Consider the following 15,331-nt stretch of genomic DNA (forward strand, 5'->3'; position numbering starts at 1 on the left):
GAATAAGTTTTGAATTTTGATAATATATTAAATAACCTAAGGTTCGATAAATTTGAAGTAATAATTGTCGGGGCCGGGCCTGTAGGAGTTTTAGCTGCCAATCTATTGGGTATGAAAGGTATATCGGTCCTTTTGGTAGATAAGAATCCTGAAGTATTGGAAATACCTAGAGCTATCTCACTGGATCAGGATGCATTGAGAATATTGCAAGCGGTAGGCCTTTCGGAAGAAGCAATGAAAAACATGCCTTTGATTTCTTGCGTAGAAATGATCTCTCCGATCGGAGGAGTTCTGGCTAAAATAAATTCGTCTGGATTGGTAAACGGTCATCCGCGATTGGTTTCATTTTACCAACCAGATTTAGAAAGATTGCTAAGGAAGGGAGTCGAAAGATTTGAAAGCGTGTGCTTTTTAACCGATTGTTTATACTTAGAGCATAGCCAGTCTGATTTGGGACTCTCTGTGAAATTGAAATATAATGAAGTAGTAAAAGAATTTTCTGCTTCTTACCTTCTCGCTTGCGATGGAGCACATAGTTCTATTCGAACTAACCAGGGTTGGAGCTTACAGGGTTCTTCTTATAAGGAAGATTGGTTAATTGTAGATATAGATGGTTTTTCTGAATCCATGGAGAAAGTAGAATTTTTCTGCAATCCAAATCGACCAATTGCTCATGTGCCTGGACCGCAGGGATCCCAACGCTGGGAGTTTCTTCTCCGAAATAAAGAAACTAGAAATGAAATGGAGAATCCTGAAAAAATAGCAGAACTTATGAAACCATGGAGCAAAGCTTTAGCGGGAAATTTACAAAGAAAAGCGGTGTATCGATTTCATGCGAAAACGGCCAATTGTATGGGAAAGGGAAGAGTCTATTTACTTGGGGATGCAGCTCATTTAACCCCTCCGTTCGCAGGCCAAGGATTAGTTAGCGGTTTTCGTGATGCCTTTAACATTAGTTGGAAAATAGCAGCGATTTTAAATAAGGAGGCAAGTCCGAAAGTATTAGAAAGTTACGATATAGAAAGACGACCCCATGCAAAAAAGATGATACGCTTAGCAGTTTTTCTTGGATCTATTATTATGACCAGAAGTAAAATCGCAGCTATATTAAGGGATTTGTTATTCAAAATTCTACTTTACTCACCTCTTAAATCATATCTCACCGATATGAGGATAAAACCTTTAAACAATTTCAATAAAGGGCTTTTTTTAAAGAAGGAACGATTTCGAAATACTATTTTATATCCAGGAACCACCTTCCCGCAAGCTTCTATTAAATTAGAGAACGGAACTTGGGATTGGTCAGATTCTCTGCTTGGTAGTTCGTTGGCTATCGTTGGATATGGAAATGACCCTATGCTTGTTTTGAATGAGGAGTCAAAGACAATATGGAAACGTCTGGGAGGAGTCATGATATATCTTTCCGATCAAAGAATTAAATCAGTCGTTGAAGATTGTACTTGTTTCGGAGAAGATGTAACCTTTTTCTTTCAAAATATTTTCGGAAAAAAGAATCGTTTCGTAATAGTACGACCGGATAGAATTATAGGAGCCGCCTTCGAGGCCGAACAGGCTGATGAAGTAATTAAAAAGTTCTCAAACCTTTATGTTTAGGATATCTGTTATGAAATAAAATATATTGCCTTGTCCAATCCGCGTAAGTGAACCTGCTGTAGACGCAGGATATTACTTACGTGCATTTGGGAAGAAAAAATTTGGAATCCAATATTAAATTGCACTAAACTTTACGAACACTTTCTAAATTTTCCTTCAAGGCAGTTTTTAATTCAACGTTCAGTGCCTTAGTTGAGAGATGTATTTCTACTAAAGAAAAGATTAAAGAAATTATCATAAAGAGTAAAGAACTGCCAAAAAAGCACCATGCGAAAAGGCTTAGAATAGGTATAAAAGCGATAGAAAATGTACAAAAAATTAAACTAAGTATTCCAAAAGATTGAGAAAATCTAACAAGCGAAATTCTAAAGCTTAAATTTTCAATTTGTAGAACAAGATTCTCATCTTTTGTTTCTCTGTATTTTTGAATTAAATGCCTAGCAAGAGATGCAAGTCCGAAGAACCGATTCGTAAAAGCCAACATTAATAGGGAAATTGCAGGAAAGAGTAATCCTGGTGTATTATAATTAAGTGATCCCATTGATCCAGAAAATTTCGATTCATACTTGAATACAAATTATAAATGAGATTCCTCTCAAAATTGTAGTTGATTGAGCCGGATTTGCTAACAAAATGTCGAAGGATGGCAAGAATCAAACACCGGAAAGTGTTACTTCCCAAGAGGGAAAGAACAAGGGCTCAAATAATGAGCGCAGCTCTGCGATTATTTGCAGTTAAGGATGCAGGTGAGACTTCAATTGCAGAAGTTTCTGCTGAAGCCGAAGTTGCCAATGGAACTTTTTACAACTATTTTAAAACAAAGGAAGAATTATTAGAAGCATCTGCTCTTGCATTGGCGGAGGCGTTAGTTGAGAAGTCTGCTCAACTAATTCCGGAAATTACCGACGGAGCAGAAAGGATGGCCTACGGAGGGATGACCTTTTTAAAAAAGGCAAGAGAGGACATGAATTGGGGTTGGGCCTTAATTCGAGTTGCAGCTGCAGCACCGAGAATGAGTGAAATTTTGCGCGCGCAACCGTTGAAGGATATGCAAAAAGCTGTGAAAGCAGGAAAATTTATAATCGAGTCGGAAGAGGCGGCTTTAGGTCTTTATATTGGAGCCTTACATTATGGAATTCGAAATATTCTTGAAGGCCGAGCAAAGAAATATTCTCATGATATTGAGTTGATAGCACTGGTATTGAGAGCCTATGGCTTATCCGGTAAAGCTTCAAATAACGTGAGTCAGAAAGCATTCGATCGTGTTTGGGCTGTGAAGTAAATCCGAATTATTAACTAACGGGATGATATTGTTATTTGCTCAAGAAGATCTTGGGTGCATATTATCAAGATCAAAGGATCATTTTTGAATAACATTTATGAGATGAAGAAAGAAAATTTAAGTAGAGTCTTAGCGTTTTTTAAGTGACTTTTCTTTATCACGTATTTGGCGTATTCCATCGATTAGTAAGTCCAATCCAAATTTAAATTCTTTCTCAATTGGCACAGGCAAAAATTCAGCTACTTTTACTGTAGCCGGAAAATTAGCGGAATTCAATTTTCGAAATGTGTTCGAATCATTTTTATTCTTTTTTTGATCTGACCCTTTCAATTGAACAGCAAAGCCTAAAATATAGCGTGATAGAGATGCATATGATAGAGCAGCAAGATGCGGCGAAAATTCATTCGATAAAAATAAAGAAATAACACTCTCGCGTATAATCATAGCGTTTGGCCCGAGTGGTAAGTTTTCTACTAATAACGGAGCCGCATTTGGATATCGACTAAGTGTTTCGAAAGCATTGAGAGCGAAGGCCCGACACATTTCTTCCCAGTTCAGTCCAGTAAGTTTTTCTGGTTTCCATTTTAATTCTCCGAATATGCAATCAACAACTTGAGCAATCAAGTTCGCACGATTACTGAAATGTCGATAGAGAGTTGCAGTGCCTGACTCTAATCGATCAGCGAGCGAGCGCATAGATAATGCTTCTGCACCTTCCTCGTTCACAATTTGTAAAGCAGTAGAAACGATACGGTCTACAGGAAAAGGAGGCCGCCCCGGTGCAGGTTTGGATTTCTGCCTATTAGTCATAAAGCAAACTTCAAGGACTGCTCTAAATGTGCAAGCAGTTGAGGATCAGGTTGAACGACTAATTTTATATCATTTTGCGAAGAAAAAGTATTTGAAAAGCTTGACTTTGAATTAAAATGGATACACTGTATCCAAAATAAATAAGTTAGGAATTTGAACGATAGACTCGGATAGGCAGCAATGGCTCTTCTCAAAAATGAGATTATAAATCGCCCAAATCGTTATGTCGAAGCGGTTGGTGTAGATATTTATGCTCAGATTGAAGATTCTTTTGTTAAAGGGAGAAAGGTATGAAAAAAGATAAAATCAAAGTTAGAAATATAATATTTCTTTTTTTTACTCTTATTGCAATTATCACAATTTCCATTTACTCTCTCAATAATTCCATTTCCGAAAATATTGCAGAATTGTATAAGCCTTCTGCTGATTCACGTTTTTCAATTGTAGATGGAATAAAAATCCATTATAAACGAAAAGGGGAGGGACCGATCATTCTCCTTTTACATGGAAATGGGGCATCATTACAGTCTTTTGAGCAAGTTGGGTCAGCTCTTAATGCAAATTCATTTGCTACCGTCATACTAGACTTGCCCGGATTTGGTCTAACTGGTTCCCGAGAAGATCGAGACTACCGGATTCAAACCTATACATCTACAATTGCTCGCTTTATGGAAAGCTTGGAAGTTCAGCGATATTCAGTAGTTGGCAACTCGCTCGGTGGAAATATAGCATGGAACCTTGCGTTAGAATATCCAAACCGAGTAGACAATCTTGTTTTAATTAATGCCACAGGTTACCCAGAAAAATCGATTCCATTGGGAATACGTATGGCACAGAACCCAGTTTTAAAATTGCTCTTAAAGCTATGGACACCGCGTTGGGCCGTTGAGAGAAGTTTGCGATCTGCAGTTGGTTCTAATTCTAATATTGTGAATGAATCTATGGTTGACCGAATACATTTTTTTGCAAATCAATCGGGCAATCGTATAGCTTTCATTGATTTAGCAAATACAGATCAAATCGATAGAAGTTCTTATATAAAAAATATCACTGTGCCTACTCTTGTGCTTCGGAGTTCCAAAATTGACGGACAGCATTTTGCACGAGATATTGAGAATTGCCGCGAATTGGTTAATACCGAAGGGGGACATTTGCTTCCAGAGGAAGACCCGAATTGGGTAGCTAGTGCCATTTCTGAATTTATGAAATCTTCGGGAAAAAGATCTCAAATTCGGAGTTCAGTTCATTTGTGAAAAATTGCTTACTTCAATCTAATTACCGGGAAGTTAAATTGGATTATCCTAATATTAAAAATTTTATGCATTCAAGATTGGAACGATAAGATGAAACGTGTATTCATTATTTCTATAGTTTTTCTGGTCTCTTTAAATCTCATTGCTATCACACGAGCTTGGTTATTTACTACTAATGAGAGAAAATTAGATGATGAAGCCCGTAAAAATTTTGTAGGTAGTTTTGTCCGAACCAAAATTGGAACGATCCGATATATTTTAGATGGTAAGGAAAATTTCCCTTTAGTCCTTTTCGTTGGTGGATTGACTACGGAAGGAACTGATTACTTCGAGAGGCCTGCAGAGGAGTTTAAGAAAGCCGGTTATAGGACATTACGGTATGATTTAGTAGGGCGAGGCGGTTCAGAACGTTCGAAAGAATTTGAATACAATTCTGCTACGTATTTACTTCAAATCGACGAGTTGCTTAAATCACTCAACATCGACGGACCAATTTATCTTGTTGGACAGTCGTTAGGTGGTGGAATCGTCGCTGACTGGGCTGGGGTGCATCCTGATCGCGTACTTGCAATCTCTATTCACGGTAGTGCTGGTTATGCCCCAGATTCAGAATTAGTTGTTTCCATATTAAGAATTCCTTTGGTAGGGGAATATTTATTTTGGCTATTTCGAAAGGAATTAACGCTTGGCCGGGTCCGTGCACATTTCGCCTCAGATCAACCAGATGAAGTTATTCGCTTTGAACAGAGCATTCGTCGTAGTGCTGCCTTCGAAGGATATTACAACGCTATTTTTCAGACTATTAAGAATTTTGGTGCGACTAATTTAGAAAATGTTTTTCTCCAGCTCCGCAAGACTGATTTCCCAATACAGATTATATGGGGCGAAGATGATCGGATTCTTCCTGTTGAGGGAGCTCATGTAATTAATGATTGGCTTGGCGGTAAAGCCGAAGTTGTATCGGTGCCAAATGTCGGACATATGGTTATGATCGAAGGTGGTAATAGAACTATTTCGATCGTGATTGAATTTTTTAATAAAGTACGCCTGAAAGCTTCAAGCAACAAAGGGTAGTTAGCTAATTGGACTCTATTATCCTACATCTTTGTATAATATAAATTTAAATGAGATGTTTACATTGATGCTTGAAAGGATAGAAAAGTTATTTAAGAGGAATGTTATGTATACTATTTTTGTTTATTGGATTTCTACATTATTACTTGTGTTGTGTCTTGCAATTGGAGCCGTTCTAGATCTTGGACAAGCTTCTTCTGTTTTGGAATCTTTATCGCATCTTGGATATCCAAAATTTCTTGCTCCGATATTAGGTGTATGGAAGGTTTTGGGTTCAATTGCGATTCTTATTCCCGGATTCCAACGATTGAAAGAATGGGCTTATGCTGGTGTTTTTTTTGATTTAAGTGGAGCTTTTCTCTCTCATGTTATAGTTGGCGATGAATTTCGTGAACTCGTTCCTATAATAGCAATCCTAGGATTTGCTTTAATTTCTTGGGCAACGAGACCGATTACGCGGCGCTTACAATAATAAAAGGGAAATAACGAGAAATTTCCGTTGAATGTAAAGATTATCTTTAATTTGAATAACTCCACAAAATTCGAAAGGCCATCTCTTTTTAATATGAATTGAGCCATGAAAAAGGAATCTCTTTGGGGGTATCTTTCGAATCGGCATCATTAAATTTCCCAACCCCCTTCATTGCATCTTTCTTCTTTCAGATAAATTTTCAAAATTTTAGACCCTCGTATAAAAAAGGATTGATATTCTTCATTAATGGATACAGTGTTGCCGATATTATGACGGTGAAGACAATGAGAAAAAATTTCATTAAGAAAATGAATATAGTCACGATGATGCGAATAATTTTCGCGATTATGTTTTTGTTGGGCTCGTCTACTCTATCTGCAAAATCTTACGTTTTCGGAAGTTTAGGCGCGCAATTTAATTTAGGTAACTTGGGAGACGTTATCACGAAGGATGGATTGGATGCTTCAAGTAATTATGATGCTGTTTCCTCTACCGGACAAACAGGAGTATTACCACGCAGAGTACTATATCCAGACAATCGTCTCCTTTCTTTGCAGCACAGTACAATGGGACTAATCCACGCTAATACTGGAGGACCATTAACAGGTGGAGTTATATCGCTTGGTTATGAACAAGATTTTGGTAAAAACTTTTTCTGGAGAGTGTCAGCAAATTATACAAAGAAAATTATGGGTGGGGAATCTGACGCAAAATTTCTACAGTATAAATTTTATGATATAACATGGGACTATAGTGCTATTCAGATACCTGTGAATGTGGGAATCAAAATTTCACCTACGGAAGATACTGCGATTTATATAGGTGCCGGAGTGCATTATTTTAAAGGTGGATGGGGATTAGCCGGTAGTAATCGTGCGGAAGATGTACATCAGTTTCTTGCGCAGACCCTTGGGCCTACTAATACAATCACAAATTTGTTAGAGGATGGAACTGATCCGAACGCGAACTGGGAAAATACTCGATTCAATGTATCCGGTGTTGCTCCTAATTGGTTGTTTGGAGTTCAGGCGCGAGTTTCGGACAAAGGATATGCTTTTATGGAAGCCGAGACATTCTTTTCTTTCAAATACGGAATCGCACATCCAAGTTCACAGGGTGGGGCTGAAGGTTTAGCTCCAAGCGTTGGCTATCCTATCGTACTTGGCGGAACACAATATCGTATAGGTTATAAATACGAGATTTAGTTCACCTCTATCTGCTTCTTAAACTATTCTCTTGTGGGCAAGAAGATTCACTTCTTGCTTTTTTTTTGTCGATTGTGTATAGTTTGAGATTCTATTAATCATAAAACGTAAGCTTTTACGATATCTAACACCTTTAAAAAATTTATGGACCATAAAGGCTAAATCCGTTGCTTAAGAGAGGGAAAGCGAACAGCGAGAATGCTTATTGTTGCACAATTAAGCTCCAAGTAAACGGGGATAACAAAAATATTTAAAGAACTTTCTGATAATACCAGGCAAAAGCTTGACATTCAATAAATTTGGATACAGTGTATCCATAATGAGAGAATGGAATAAACCCGATCATGATTCTTTATTTTCGACCGTTGATGGGATCAAGTTACATTATAAAAGAATTGGGAAAGGGCCTATAGCGTTACTTTTGCATGGAAGTGGTTCTTCACTCCATTGTTTTGATTCGGTGGCGAATACGCTGAGTGAAAATTATCTTGAAACTATTCGTATAGATTTGCCCGGCTTCGGTCTGACTGGCGCTCGGCCAGATCGAGACTATTATATTGAAGCATATTCCTCAACGATTGCTCGCTTCATGGAAACCTTAAATATACCACGGTATGCCGTTGTCGGAAATTCACTTGGGGGGAATATTGCATGGAACCTAGCATTGGATTATCCTCAACATATAGAGGCGATAGTTCTAATCAACGCTACCGGTTATCCGGAGAAGTCTTTACCTAAAGGATTACGAATGGCTCGAAATCCTTTTTTACGGCCAATATTGCGTCGTTGGACACCTCGTAGTGCAGTTGAGCGTAACCTACGTTCTATTGTAGGAGCTGAATCTAATATTGTAACGGATGAAATGATAGAAAGGGTTTTTCAATTAATGAGTCTCCCTGGAAATCGTTCAGCTTTCATTGATTTTGCTAATACCGATCAAACAGATAGAAGCTCTCAAATAGCAAATATATCTATTCCTACTCTTGTACTTCGAAGTGCCAAAATAGACGGACAACATTTTGCAAGAGATATACGGAATTGCCAAGAATTGGTGCATATTGGTGGTGGACACTTGCTTCCAGAAGAAGATCCGAGTTGGGTATCTAAAGCGATCGAAAGGTTCCTTCATACTGTTAAAAAGAAGAGTAAGGAATAATTTAAATGAAATACTTTATTTCAAATTATGAAAATCAAAAATTAGATTCCTCCTCTCGAAAAAAAATGCGGGGAAGTTTTATTCAACTATCAGACGGTATAACGCATTACGAACTAAAAGGGCCAAACGGGGGAGAACTTGTTTTTCTCTTCGGTGGTTTAACGATTCCATTGTTCTATTGGGACGCAATAACTACTGAACTTCATGATAAAGGTTTTCGTACTCTTACCTACAGCGGATACGGTAGAGGCTATTCGGACCGAATTAATGAAAAATATGATTTAACATTATTTGTGCGTCAAGCTTCGGACTTAATTCAGTGTCTGGGTTTGGACGAGGTATATCATGTCGTTGGGGCCTCTATGGGAGCTCTTATTGCGATGGAATTTTCCAAGCAACATGCGTCATTCATTAAGACGCTAACGTTTGTTGGTCCTGCGGGTTTGGCGCGACCTATCTTGTCACCAGATCGAATACTACGATATGATCTACTCGCGAACTTCCTTGCGAAGCATTTTGGGACTCGTTTGCTTGAGCAACATTTGGGACACAATATTCGTGATCCCAAGGACGCTTTGATCTTGGCAAAAATGACTCGAGATGCTTATCGAATAGAGGGATCTATGTTTGCTCTATTTTCTACATTGCAGAATTTTCGCCTTTCCAATCGCAGTGATTTGTATCGTGGCGTAAAAAATTTAGGAATACCTATTCAATTAATTTGGGGTAAGGATGATTTGGTAACCCCGATCCACCTTATGCAAGAAGCTCTTCATCTCTTGCAACCTCAGAGTTTTCAAATTATTGACTGTGGTCACATGGTTCCATTTGAACGTCCAGGTCAATTAGCGGAACATTTCAATTCATTCATACTATCATCGCAGAAAGGAATATCTCATGGAAAGTAATAAGATTATCGATGTTCTGATCGTTGGCGCTGGGCCAACAGGAACTTCTTTAGCTATTGACCTCGTTCGTCGGGGTCTTGATGTAAGGATCATTGATAAGGCACCACATGCTTTTCAGGGATCACGCGCAAAAGGCATTCAGCCTCGTACCTTAGAAGTATTCGATGATTTTGAAGTAATTACAGATATTCTTTCACAAGGCAGTCTCTATCCATTATTGGGAATTCATCTTGGTCCGATTACGATTCCGTGGCCGATGTTTAAAAATAAACGAGCTACAGCATCTACTCCTTATCCAAATACTTGGTTAATTCCGCAATATACTACGGATAGCGCCCTGCACAACCAGCTTAAGAAACTTGGTCGTAATGTAGACTTCGGACGAAAACTCATAGGGTTTACGCAGGGGCTTGAGGCCGTTGTTTCTCGTGTTTCCTTCTCAAATGGTGAAGAGGAGATTATATCCCGTTACCTAGTTGGAGCTGACGGTGGCTCGAGTGAAGTGCGACAGCAATTAGGAGTGAATTTTATTGGATCAACGGATGAACAAGATCGAATATTAATCGTAGATGCTATCACGACAGGGTTATCAAGAAATAGATGGCATGTTTGGCCAGGAAGAAACGGAAAGTTTGTTGGCGCTTGTCCTTTGCCCAACAGTCAGTTATTCCAATGGATGATTCGGCTTGCGCCAGAAGAGGAGCCTCCGGAGAGCCTAATAGACATTAATCGAAGGATCCAGTCTCACACACGTAATCTGAGAATTGTGCTCAAAGAAATGAAATGGAGATCAGTGTTTCGTCCGAACATTCGTCTCGCGGAAGTCTATCGTAGTAAGCGTGTCTTTATTTCTGGTGACGCTGCTCATGTTCATACACCGGCCGGTGCCCAGGGATTAAATACCGGGATTCAAGATGCATATAACTTAGGGTGGAAACTCGCACAAGTGTTAGCTGGTGCAAGCGACGATCTTCTGGATACTTATGAAATGGAACGACGCCCAATCGCCGCCTCGGTACTCGGGCTATCAACGAAAAAGTATAATGGAATTTCGAACCTGGATCCTTCTAGTATACGTCGTGGAAAAGATGAGCAACAGCTGACACTAACATATCATGGTGGACCTCTGGCATCTAGTGCTAGTGATCGAACAAACACTCTTGAGAGCGGAGACAGAGCACCGGATGCTTTCTTATTTGATTCGAAAGGTAAAGGAGTCCGGTTATTCGATCTTTTTCGAGGATCTCATTTTACTCTCATCGCATATGGTAACCGAGCGGCCAGAGATCTTGCTCGTATTAATTGGCCTGTGAATGGTGCGCAATTAAAACGAATCGTAGTGAATTCATCATGGATACTTCAAGCTGATTATGTTTTGAATGATTTGAAACACACTTTTGAAAGTGTCTATAGTCCACCGGATGATACATTGATTCTTATACGTCCAGATGGGTATATAGCTCACATTTCATCAAGTGAAGACTTAAACTCTCTGTATAATTCAATACACAAAATGACACCCAACGCTGAATTCTCCGGCGAACGAGCGGGTGAAAGCAATATAACTAATAAACCTTTTTCACATGAGCGTGGATATCGTGCCAACTAATCAAACGAATACAGACTTTGGATATGAGTCAGTAAAATTGGAATTTAAAAATGGGCCGCCGCGTTGGGTAGCACCACGCGATTTATCATTTTTGTTTGTTGCGTTTGCCTTCATCGTAGTAATGCTCGGAACAACTTTACCTACCCCTCTATACGTCTTCTATCAGAGAAAGTTAGGCTTCTCTACATTTATGAGTACTATGATATTTTCAGCTTACTCGTTTGGCGTACTCGTTGCACTTATACTATTTGGGCGAGCATCGGATACGGTAGGTCGCAGGCCTATCTTGCTCTTGGGACTTGTTTGTTCATTTCTTAGCTCTTCCGTCTTTTTAGGAGCCAATGAACTTACTGCGCTATTTGTTGGTCGTGTCTTCTCTGGATTATCGGCAGGCATTTTCACAGGAACTGCTACTGCCACTCTTGTTGATCTTACTGAACAAGGTGGTTCAGAGCACGCGTCGCTTGTTGCCACATTAGCTAATATGGGAGGGCTCGGTCTTGGTCCATTAATGGCTGGTTTACTCGCTGAATATTATCCATCACCATTGCTGTTGCCGTTCAAATTTCATTTGGGCTTATTATTATTCGCAACTATTGGATTATGGGTAATACCTGAACCTATTTTAACAAAAAATAGGTTAAAGTTTAGCATAGTGAGATTGGCTATTCCTTTATCAATGCGATCGATTTTCATAAAAGCTGCAACTGCTGGATTTGCGGGGTTCGCAGTGTTAGGATTGTTTACGGCAGTTGTCCCTTTATTTCTATCTAAATTGCTTATGCAAACTTCACCTGCACTTTCTGGCTATATGGCTTGTTCGATCTTTGTCGCATCTGCGATAGGACAAATAACGCTTGGGAGGTCTCTGGGTAATTTGGCAATTCCCGTTGGCTGCGCCTTGCTTATGATCGGGATGGTATTCTTTTCGACTTCTCTTATTACTGGATCCATAGTCTTTTTATCCTCCACTGCTATTGTTGCTGGGCTTGGGCAGGGAGTCATATTGCGCGCAAGTATCGCAGCGATAAATGAGAAGGCTCCACAAGAAAAGCGTGCGAGTATAGCCTCCTCTTTCTTTCTCATTCTATACTTAGCAATCTCATTACCAGTAATTGGCGTCGGTTTTGGCGCCGATATTGTCGGATTCAGGTTTGCTGGAATCTTCTTTAGTTGTGTTGTGATTTTTTTATCTGTAATTGCTCTTATTGCAATACTTCATACTAAAAGAATTCAATAAGTAACGGAAATTAAAAGTAAGCGAATGGTTTTTGTATTAAATAAAATCGGATACGGTGTATCCAATTTTTATGAGGTAAATTAATGAAACGGATCCTGTTGCGAGGTGCTGTAGTAGTGACAATGTCACCAAATCGTCCAGATTCAGAACACCTTGATATTCTTATAGAAGATGGACTTATTTCTAAAATGGATCCTCATTTAGAAGTATACGCGGATGAGATTGTGGACTTTAAAGATCGCATTCTTATTCCTGGACTCATTAATGCTCATATTCATAGTTGGCAAGCTGCTCTGCGATGTGCTGGAGCGGATTGGACTCTCTTAGAGTATCTTGCCAACGCCCATGCTGGACTTTCTTCAAAGTATAATCCGAAGGATATGTACATCGCTGCATTATTTTGTGCTCTAAATCAAATCAATTGTGGTACGACGACTATCGGTGATTGGTGCCATAACGCTCGTACGCCAACATATGCTGATCAGACGATTCAAGGGCTTGATGATTCAGGTATTCGTGCCGTGTATTTTAATGGAACGCCACATAGAATTAGGGAAGCGATTCACCCAATCCAAGAAATTGATCGATTGATGAGAATATTGAAAAATCATAAATTAATTTCTGTTGGAATGGCGATACCTGGACCGCAATATTCCAAGTTACACGTTGCCAAAACGGATTTGATTAATGCTAAAGACCGTGATATTATTGTTTCAATGCACCAGAGTGGAGGACTGCCTGGGGCAGCTTGGAAAGCTGTATTGGACGCAAATCTAATTGGGCCGCACGTTAACATTGTGCACGGCTGCGATTTGCCGGATGAATGGATCAGATTGTTTGTTCAGGCAGGAGCTACCTTTACCTCAACACCAGAGAATGAATTAAGTCAAGGACATGGCCTTCCTCTTACCGGTAGATTATTACGTTATGGCACAGCTCCTTCGATAGGAACAGATACTGATACTGTAGTTTCGGGAGAAGTCTTGGTAGCGGCACGGATTGCTCTTGCTCATCAACGTGGACAAGATCACCAACAAAGTCTCCAGGAAACGGGCCTTTTCTCTGCATCACCTACAATCACAAGCAAAGATGCTCTTTCATGGTTAACTGTAGAAGGCGCTCGAGCTCTTGGACTAGCGGACAGTGTTGGTCGTCTGGAGCCTGGTATGCAAGCGGATATCGTTGCTATCGATACCCGTAATTTGAATCTATGGCCAGCACACGATCCTGTTGCTACTGCACTTCAAGCAAACATGGCGAATATAGAAGCAGTAATGATTGCAGGTAGGTGGCGAAAACGTGAACATACTCTTATCGATGTAGATACAAGTAGCTTACGATCAAAACTTTTCGACTCCGGCCAGAGGCTTCTAGGGACGCTGCAATCACCTGGTATTGTAACGCGTCTTCGCCAGAAAGTAGTCAGAGAAGTATTAATGAAAAAGCTCAGAAAGAAAATTGAATCCTTGTAACATTACGCAGGTTAAGTTCTTATTGTATAAATTCGAACGAGAATTACCTCTTGGGGAATATCTTTCTTATAGTATTGAATGGCGGGTTAAGATAGAAATCCTTTCCTCTCAATCCTAATATTTTGCGTACAAAAAATACATTTTCGAAGTAAATTTTGTCCGAATTTTTTCTGAAATCGATAGAAAGTAACAAAGCTTCTTTAATCGATTAAAGAAAATTGGGAGAGATTATTCTGAAAATGGTAAAATCGTTTTTACTAATTATCGCGTTATTCGTTATGAATTGCGCATCTGATACGGTATTGATCCAAAAAATCAAGACTGGAAACACAGCCTATGCAAACCAGGCTATCGATTCAAATTCACCCGAATGGAATGAAGGAGGGGAGTTCTCCTTAACTCCGTTACATTATGCTGCTGAATACGGTCATTTAGAGCTCGTAAAAAAATTACTGGATAAAGGTGCTGATATAAATGCTAAAGGAGGGATTTACTTTGCTACCGGAGGTAGAGAAGGAAACGAAACACCTCTACTACTCGCAATTAAATACGGCCATACGGAAGTTGCAAAATATTTAGTTTCGAAAGGCGCGAATGTGAACGACAGAACATATCGAAAAAGGTCGGTCACATATATGGCATGGAAATATGCATTAATGCATTCCGTACAAGAGAAGGATAAGAAACAAAGTTTAGAACTTCTAAATTATGTAAATTCCTTGAATACCACGTTAGATTCTTCAAGGGAATCTTTGGCAACTGAGATTGTGCGCGGATATGTAACTTTTTATTCGAATACAGATGTCTTTAAATCATATCTTAGCCGGAATTTAAATTTAAATTGCTGTGATAGGGAATCAGCACCTCTTTTGTTTTTGAGTTCTAGTTTTAAGGAAACAGACGTAAAGAAACGGAAATTAGCATTAGAGTTGCTGGACTTGATACTAAAAACGGATATTGATCTCTATCTTCGTCACTTTACTAGCGACCAGTCTAACCGTTCAGGCCTTTTGGAGATTTTTGAGATCAAAAATGAAGAAGCTCAAAAAGCAAAAGCACTGATTATGGCAAAATTTCCGAACGTAGAACAGCCTGAGCCGGAATGGAAAACGATTCCTAGAAACATTGTAGAAGGATTTGGAGATCTACTTTTCTTTTGGCTTTGATTTTTAAAGAAAATTGATATAGAATGAAAAGCATTGCTCAGAGGTCTCGATGCAATGCTTTTTAGTTAAT

Annotated in this window: 14 protein-coding genes; 12 read left to right on the top strand and 2 right to left on the bottom strand. The window is 39.2% G+C overall.

Translation table 11 applies throughout. The annotated features are described in order from the left end of the window. Positions 1-9: 9 nt before the first annotated feature. Complete coding sequence (locus EHO65_RS17815) at positions 10-1,614, top strand: FAD-dependent monooxygenase (protein ID WP_244243570.1); 1,605 nt, start codon at positions 10-12, stop codon at positions 1,612-1,614. 124 nt (positions 1,615-1,738) lie between these two features. On the opposite strand, the gene EHO65_RS17820 is transcribed toward EHO65_RS17815, so the two are convergent. Next, the gene (locus EHO65_RS17820) at positions 1,739-2,155 is read right to left on the bottom strand and encodes a DUF2721 domain-containing protein (protein ID WP_135775886.1); all 417 of its coding nucleotides are present in this window, start codon (positions 2,153-2,155) and stop codon (positions 1,739-1,741) included. Between the two features lie 102 nt (positions 2,156-2,257). Between EHO65_RS17820 and EHO65_RS17825 the strand changes: the two genes are divergently transcribed. Further along, entirely contained in the window at positions 2,258-2,896 is a 639-nt protein-coding gene (locus EHO65_RS17825; RefSeq protein ID WP_135775887.1) for a TetR/AcrR family transcriptional regulator, read from the top strand. A gap of 129 nt (positions 2,897-3,025) precedes the next feature. Here the strand turns inward: EHO65_RS17825 and EHO65_RS17830 are convergent, their stop codons facing one another. After that, entirely contained in the window at positions 3,026-3,706 is a 681-nt protein-coding gene (locus tag EHO65_RS17830; RefSeq protein ID WP_135775888.1) for a TetR/AcrR family transcriptional regulator, read from the bottom strand. A gap of 290 nt (positions 3,707-3,996) precedes the next feature. Between EHO65_RS17830 and EHO65_RS17835 the strand changes: the two genes are divergently transcribed. The 10 genes from EHO65_RS17835 (at position 3,997) to EHO65_RS17880 (ending at position 15,261) form a co-directional block, all read left to right on the top strand. Then, positions 3,997-4,959: an alpha/beta fold hydrolase gene (locus EHO65_RS17835; protein WP_135775889.1), complete on the top strand. Its 963-nt coding sequence runs from the start codon at positions 3,997-3,999 to the stop codon at positions 4,957-4,959. A 90-nt stretch (positions 4,960-5,049) separates the two neighbouring features. Then, positions 5,050-6,033 (top strand): alpha/beta fold hydrolase, encoded by a 984-nt coding sequence (locus EHO65_RS17840; RefSeq protein ID WP_135775890.1) that lies wholly within the window; start codon positions 5,050-5,052, stop codon positions 6,031-6,033. Positions 6,034-6,139: 106 nt separating this feature from the next. Next, positions 6,140-6,505: a DoxX family protein gene (locus EHO65_RS17845; protein ID WP_208744157.1), complete on the top strand. Its 366-nt coding sequence runs from the start codon at positions 6,140-6,142 to the stop codon at positions 6,503-6,505. A 323-nt stretch (positions 6,506-6,828) separates the two neighbouring features. Continuing rightward, positions 6,829-7,710, top strand: coding sequence for a porin OmpL1 (locus EHO65_RS17850; protein WP_244243571.1), 882 nt, complete (start codon positions 6,829-6,831; stop codon positions 7,708-7,710). A 319-nt stretch (positions 7,711-8,029) separates the two neighbouring features. After that, positions 8,030-8,866, top strand: a complete 837-nt coding sequence (locus EHO65_RS17855) for an alpha/beta fold hydrolase (protein ID WP_135775892.1) — start codon at positions 8,030-8,032, stop codon at positions 8,864-8,866. A 5-nt stretch (positions 8,867-8,871) separates the two neighbouring features. Continuing rightward, the gene (locus tag EHO65_RS17860; RefSeq protein ID WP_135775893.1) at positions 8,872-9,774 is read left to right on the top strand and encodes an alpha/beta fold hydrolase; all 903 of its coding nucleotides are present in this window, start codon (positions 8,872-8,874) and stop codon (positions 9,772-9,774) included. Beyond that, on the top strand, positions 9,764-11,383 hold the full coding sequence (locus tag EHO65_RS17865; protein ID WP_135775894.1) for an FAD-dependent oxidoreductase: 1,620 nt from the start codon (positions 9,764-9,766) through the stop codon (positions 11,381-11,383). The genes EHO65_RS17860 and EHO65_RS17865 overlap by 11 nt, the downstream gene beginning before the upstream one ends. Beyond that, positions 11,358-12,623, top strand: a complete 1,266-nt coding sequence (locus EHO65_RS17870; protein ID WP_135775895.1) for an MFS transporter — start codon at positions 11,358-11,360, stop codon at positions 12,621-12,623. The genes EHO65_RS17865 and EHO65_RS17870 overlap by 26 nt, the downstream gene beginning before the upstream one ends. Positions 12,624-12,706: 83 nt before the next feature. Continuing rightward, entirely contained in the window at positions 12,707-14,095 is a 1,389-nt protein-coding gene (locus tag EHO65_RS17875; protein ID WP_135775896.1) for an amidohydrolase family protein, read from the top strand. A 239-nt stretch (positions 14,096-14,334) separates the two neighbouring features. Next, a complete protein-coding gene (locus EHO65_RS17880) occupies positions 14,335-15,261 on the top strand; it encodes an ankyrin repeat domain-containing protein (protein WP_135775897.1) in 927 nt (308 codons plus the stop codon). Positions 15,262-15,331 lie beyond the last annotated feature (70 nt).

It is taken from the genome of Leptospira andrefontaineae, from assembly GCF_004770105.1.
In the GTDB taxonomy this organism is placed as follows: domain Bacteria; phylum Spirochaetota; class Leptospiria; order Leptospirales; family Leptospiraceae; genus Leptospira_B; species Leptospira_B andrefontaineae.

Coding starts and splice junctions, on each gene's coding strand:
- EHO65_RS17820 (WP_135775886.1), bottom strand. CDS start 2,155: ATGGGATCACTTAATTATAATACACCAGGATTACTCTTTCCTGCAATT.
- EHO65_RS17825 (WP_135775887.1), top strand. CDS start 2,258: ATGGCAAGAATCAAACACCGGAAAGTGTTACTTCCCAAGAGGGAAAGA.
- EHO65_RS17830 (WP_135775888.1), bottom strand. CDS start 3,706: ATGACTAATAGGCAGAAATCCAAACCTGCACCGGGGCGGCCTCCTTTT.
- EHO65_RS17835 (WP_135775889.1), top strand. CDS start 3,997: ATGAAAAAAGATAAAATCAAAGTTAGAAATATAATATTTCTTTTTTTT.
- EHO65_RS17840 (WP_135775890.1), top strand. CDS start 5,050: ATGAAACGTGTATTCATTATTTCTATAGTTTTTCTGGTCTCTTTAAAT.
- EHO65_RS17845 (WP_208744157.1), top strand. CDS start 6,140: ATGTATACTATTTTTGTTTATTGGATTTCTACATTATTACTTGTGTTG.
- EHO65_RS17850 (WP_244243571.1), top strand. CDS start 6,829: ATGATGCGAATAATTTTCGCGATTATGTTTTTGTTGGGCTCGTCTACT.
- EHO65_RS17855 (WP_135775892.1), top strand. CDS start 8,030: ATGAGAGAATGGAATAAACCCGATCATGATTCTTTATTTTCGACCGTT.
- EHO65_RS17860 (WP_135775893.1), top strand. CDS start 8,872: ATGAAATACTTTATTTCAAATTATGAAAATCAAAAATTAGATTCCTCC.
- EHO65_RS17865 (WP_135775894.1), top strand. CDS start 9,764: ATGGAAAGTAATAAGATTATCGATGTTCTGATCGTTGGCGCTGGGCCA.
- EHO65_RS17870 (WP_135775895.1), top strand. CDS start 11,358: ATGAGCGTGGATATCGTGCCAACTAATCAAACGAATACAGACTTTGGA.
- EHO65_RS17875 (WP_135775896.1), top strand. CDS start 12,707: ATGAAACGGATCCTGTTGCGAGGTGCTGTAGTAGTGACAATGTCACCA.
- EHO65_RS17880 (WP_135775897.1), top strand. CDS start 14,335: ATGGTAAAATCGTTTTTACTAATTATCGCGTTATTCGTTATGAATTGC.